This window comes from Streptomyces sp. NRRL S-495 (genome assembly GCF_000966955.1).
In the GTDB taxonomy this organism is placed as follows: Bacteria; Actinomycetota; Actinomycetes; order Streptomycetales; family Streptomycetaceae; genus Kitasatospora; species Kitasatospora purpeofusca.
The window spans coordinates 1-4,269 of sequence record NZ_JZWY01000586.1 but is presented as its reverse complement, the minus strand read 5'-3'; the positions used below and the strand labels follow the sequence as shown (position 1 = coordinate 4,269).

Below are 4,269 nucleotides of genomic sequence, written 5' to 3'. Positions count from 1 at the left end.
CTACGGCCCGGAGACCGCCGCCACGGCGGAGGCCACGGAGGCCGCAGGGGCCGCGGAGACCGCCCGGACCACCCCCGTGCCCGCAGGAGCGGGCCGGTGAACGCCGCACCCGTCGCCGTGGCCCCCGGGCTGCGGCGCGGGGTGCGGCTGGTCCACGACCCGGTCCGCCAACAGGCCGCCCTGCTCTACCCGGAGGGCGTGCTGCTGCTCAACGGGACCGCCGCCGCCGTGCTGCGGCACTGCGACGGACGGCGCGACGCCGCCGAGGTCACCGCCCGGCTCGCCGAGGAGTACGAGGGCGTGGACGCCGGCCAGGTGCTCGCCCTGCTGGCCGACCTCGCCGAACGGCGGCTGCTCGCCCTCGACGGCACCGGTGGCCCGGCCGACCCGCACCCGGCCGCCGGACTGCCCGGGGCCGCGGTCGGCAAGCGCGCCCCCGCCCCCCTCGGCCTGGTCGCCGAACTCACCCACCGCTGCCCCCTGCAGTGCCACTACTGCGCCAACCCGGTCGAACTCATCCGGCAGCGGGACGAACTGGACACCGCGCAGTGGCTGCGGGTGCTCGACCAGGCGCGCGGGCTCGGTGTGCTCCAGGTCCACCTCACCGGCGGCGAGCCGCTGCTCCGGCGCGATCTGGCCACCATCGTCGCGCACGCCCGGGGGCTGGGCCTCTACACCAATCTGATCACCAGCGGTCTGCCGCTGGACGGCCCCCGCGCCGCCGAACTCGCCGCGGCCGGGCTGGACCACGTGCAACTGTCCGTCCAGGACGCCGACCCGCGGCAGGCCGACAGCATCGCCGGGCTGACCCGGCTCAAGGGCCCCACCGGGCACGAGCGCAAGCTCGCCGCGGCCGCCCTGCTCACCGGCGCCGGGCTGCCGCTCACCGTCAACGCCGTGCTGCACCGCGCCAACGTCGAGCGCCTCGGCGAGATCGCCGACCTCGCGGTCGAGCTCGGCGCCGACCGGGTGGAGCTCGCGCACACCCAGTTCTACGGCTGGGCCTGGGTCAACCGGGCCCACCTCGCGCCGAGCGACGCGCAGGTCCGGCAGGCCGAGCAGGACGTCGCCGCCGCCCGCGCGCGGCACGGCGACCGGATCGAGATCACCCATGTCGTCGCCGACCACCACAGCGGCACCGCCAAGCCGTGCATGAACGGCTGGGGGAACGAGCAGCTGGTGGTCGCGCCCGACGGTGCCGTGCTGCCCTGCCTGGCCGCCGCCCAGCTGCCCGGGCTGCCGGTGCCGAACGCGGTCACCGACGGTCTGGCCGCGAGCTGGCACGACTCGCCCGCGTTCAACCGCTACCGGGGCACCGACTGGATGCCCGAGCCGTGCCGCAGCTGCGACCTGCGCGAGCAGGACTTCGGCGGCTGCCGCTGCCAGGCCTTCCAGTTCACCGGTGACGCTGGCGCCACCGACCCGGCGTGCCGGCTCTCACCGCAGCACCACCTGGTGCACGCACCCGACCCGGAAGCCGGTCCGGCCCCGCGGGCGCGCCGGTTCACCGCGCCCGTCCCGCCGCTGCCGTCGGTCCTTCCGGTGCCGTCGGTCCTTCCGGTCCCGACCGTCCCGGCTGTCCCGACCGTCCCGACCGTCCCGGCTGTCCCGGATGTCCCGGCCGGCCCGGCCCTGTCGCCCGACCCGTCCGTGCCGGGCCCGGCGTGAGCGCCCCCGGCCCGGGACCCGTCCCTCGGAGCACGCACTGAAGATCCGGATCCTCGGCACCGCCGCCGGCGGCGGCCTGCCCCAGTGGAACTGCGGCTGCGCGGGCTGCGCCACCGCCCGCCGCACCGGCGCCGCCCGCAGCCAGGACTGCCTCGCGGTCAGCGCCGACGGCGCCGCCTGGTACCTGGTCAACGCCTCCCCCGACCTGCGGTCCCAGCTGCTCGCCACCCCCGAGCTGGCGCCCCCGCCCGGCACCCGGGACACCCCGCTCCGCGGCGTCCTGCTGACCAGCGGCGAACTCGACCACACCCTGGGCCTGGTGACCCTGCGCGAGGCCGCCGCGCTGACCGTGCACGCGACCGCTCCGGTCCGGGCCGCGCTGCACGAGGCGTTCCCGGTCGGCCCGCTGCTCGCCCCCTACACCAAGGCGCGCTGGCACACCGTCGTCCCCGGGGAGCCGGTCGAACTGGCTGGAGGGCTGGTGGCCGAACCGCTGGCCCTCGGCGGCAAGCGCCCCCGGTACGCCGCCGATCTGGCCGCCCTGCCGGCGGGCGAACGGTCCGAGGAACCGTCCGGCGGGCGCACGGACTGGGTGATCGGCTACCGCTTCACCGAGGCCGACGGCCGCGCCCGCGCCGTGTACGCCCCCGGTCTGGCCGCCTGGACGCCCGCCGTCGACCGGGCGGTGGCCGACGCGGACGTGGTGATCCTGGACGGCACCTTCGCCACGGACGACGAACTCGCCGAGCGCACCGGCGGCGCCCGCGGCTCGCGCGGCATGGGACATCTGGCGGTCGCCGACTCGCTCCCCCACCTGGCCGGCCGACCCGGCCCGCGCTACCTCTACACCCACCTCAACAACACCAACCCGCTGGCCCACCCGGGTTCGCCGGAGGCCACCGCCCTGGCCCCGGCGCTGGCGGCGGCCGGCGCGGCCGTGGCCGAGGACGGGATGCTCCTCGACCTCTGAAACACGGCCCCGTCCCGTGTCGCCCGAGCTGTCCCTGACCGTGTCCGGTCGAACTGCTCCACCGTCCGTTCACCGAACGGTGGCGCCCGGTATCGCCCCAGGCCACCGGGGGTCTGTCAGATCGTCGTGATACTAATCATTCGGGTGATGAGATCTGTCATGCACCGGAAGGCACGATGGTGACAGCCCGTCCGTTCCCAGGGGACCGGACGGTGACGGGGAGGGGCAGGGCATGGTGACCAGGAACGGCGCGGCCACGCGAGGCGACGGCGGTCCCACGGGGGCGGAGCCGCGGACCGGTCGGACGACCGGCCGCCGGCTGCGGCTCGGCAAGCGACTGACCGGCATGCTGGCGGTCTTCACCGCCCTCGCGGCGCTGACCGGCTCCCAGGTGACCGGCCTCCGGCTCGCCCCGGCCGCCGCGGCCGAGCCCGTTCCGGACCAGCCCGGCGGCAACGCCGCGCTCTTCCCGGGCCTCGGCGCCGACGGCACCGCCGCGCCGTTCGGCACCGGCGCCACCCCGCTCCCGGGCACCCTCGGCACCGCGCCGGTCGACGGCGGCGGCACCCTGCCGCTCACCCAGCCGCCGCTCGCGCCGCTCACCTCGCCCTTCGCCGATCCGCTGCGCTCCGGGCCGGCCCTGCCGGAGACGGTCTTCGCCGCCTACCGCAAGGCCGAGGCCGCGCTGGTCCTGCGCTCCCCCGGCTGCCACCTGCCCTGGCAGCTGCTCGCCGCGATCGGCGAGGTGGAGTCCGGCCAGGCCGGCCGCGGCGCGGTCGACGCCGGCGGGACGACGTTCCGCTCGATCCTCGGCCCGGCGCTGAACGGCGCCGGCTTCGCGGCGATCGGCGACACCGACGGCGGCCGCTTCGACGGTGACACCCAGTGGGACCGCGCCGTCGGGCCGATGCAGTTCATCCCCTCCACCTGGGCCTCCTGGGGCGTGGACGCCAACGGGGACGGCAAGGCCGACCCGAACAACATCTACGACGCCGCCGAGGCGGCCGGCCGGTACCTGTGCGCGGGCGGCCGCGACCTGTCCGACCCGGCCCAGCTGGACCGGGCGATCCTCGGCTACAACCACTCCGGCGAGTACCTGCGCACGGTCCGGAACTGGATGGCCCACTTCGGCACCGGCAGCCCGGTCACCACCCCGAACCGCCCGGGCACCCCGAGCCCGCTGACGCCGCTGCTCCCGGTCGCACCGGTGGCGCCGGTGGCACCGCTCGTGCCGGCCACGGCCACGACGCCGGCCACGACGCCGACGCCGAACCAGAGCACCACGCCGACCGCCCCGAGCACCCCGAGCACCACCCCCACCACCACGCCGTCGGGCGAACCCTCGCCGAGCGCGACGCCCTCCGGTACCCCCTCGCCCTCCGCGTCCGCCTCGCCGTCCGCCGAGCCGAGCACCACCCCGAGCAGCACGCCCACCGCTGCACCCACCACGCCGTCGGGCAGCCCGAGCCCCAGCGCGACCGCGACGCCGACGACCACCCCCACCGCGACGCCGACCGGCACCCCGTCCACGACGCCCACCGCCACGCCGACGGCGACGCCCACGGACACCCCGACCACCTGCCCCACCCCGACCGGCACCCCGACCGCGACCACGAGCCCCACCACGACGC

Annotated in this window: 3 protein-coding genes; all 3 read left to right on the top strand. The window is 77.1% G+C overall.

The annotated features are described in order from the left end of the window. Nucleotides 1-96: 96 nt before the first annotated feature. Nucleotides 97-1,668, top strand: coding sequence for a pyrroloquinoline quinone biosynthesis protein PqqE (gene pqqE, locus VR45_RS27995; RefSeq protein ID WP_063772556.1), 1,572 nt, complete (start codon nt 97-99; stop codon nt 1,666-1,668). Further along, nucleotides 1,613-2,638 (top strand): pyrroloquinoline quinone biosynthesis protein PqqB, encoded by a 1,026-nt coding sequence (gene pqqB / locus VR45_RS27990; RefSeq protein WP_234326234.1) that lies wholly within the window; start codon nt 1,613-1,615, stop codon nt 2,636-2,638. The genes pqqE and pqqB overlap by 56 nt, the downstream gene beginning before the upstream one ends. A gap of 232 nt (nt 2,639-2,870) precedes the next feature. Further along, the coding region (locus VR45_RS27985) for a lytic transglycosylase domain-containing protein (protein WP_063772555.1) at nt 2,871-4,269 on the top strand (1,399 nt) is incomplete at its 3' end.

Bases quoted from the DNA above. Each gene is read 5' to 3' on its own strand.
- pqqB (WP_234326234.1), top strand. From the start codon at position 1,613: ATGTCCCGGCCGGCCCGGCCCTGTCGCCCGACCCGTCCGTGCCGGGCC.